Raw genomic sequence first — 651 nt, forward strand, 5'->3', positions numbered from 1 at the left:
GTCTGGATCTGCGCGCCGGTCACCGCGCCGGTGCTGCTCGCCGTCGGGCTCAGCTGGCCGACGGATGCCGTGACCCGGCTCGTTCGCACGGCATTGTTCGCTCCCTACTCGCCCTGGGTCGACAGCGTCTATTGGACGCTCGGCATCGAGATCGCCTTTTACTCCGTCGTCTGGACCTTGCTGTGGCTGGGCCGCTTCCATCTGATGGAGGTGGTGGCCATCGCGATCGGCCTGATCAGCACGCTCTTCTGGTGCCTGTATTATCCGCTCGACTGGTCGGAGTTTGCCGAGACGCGTTGGTTAGCCCTGCTGCTGGTGCATCATGGATGCTTCTTTGCGACGGGCGTGATGATCTGGCTGATGCGCTTCAAGGCGGTGACGCCGTTCCGTCTTGTCCTCTGCGCGCTGTTTCTAGCCGGCTGCGTCCTGCAGATCGCCAGTTCGGTCGATGTTCACACCGTAGGTCGAAGAGCAGATGCCATACGCGCCACCGATCGTCTTCTTCCTGGTTGCCATAGCCCTGATGGCATGGTCCTTGCGGCTCGACCTGTCCTGGCGCGGCTGGTGCCAGATTGGCCTGATGACCTATCCTCTATCTGATCCATGATGTCGTCGGCGCGGCCATTCTCGGCGCCCTGATGCGTGCAGGAG

General features: G+C 62.4%; 1 pseudogene. It reads left to right on the forward strand.

The features are described from left to right. Positions 1 to 600, forward strand: a pseudogene (locus tag EOA86_RS37305) (hypothetical protein); the annotation flags it as partial. Positions 601 to 651: the final 51 nt, after the last annotated feature.

The organism is Mesorhizobium sp. M5C.F.Ca.IN.020.32.2.1 (assembly GCF_004023105.1).
GTDB lineage: Bacteria > Pseudomonadota > Alphaproteobacteria > Rhizobiales > Rhizobiaceae > Mesorhizobium > Mesorhizobium wenxiniae.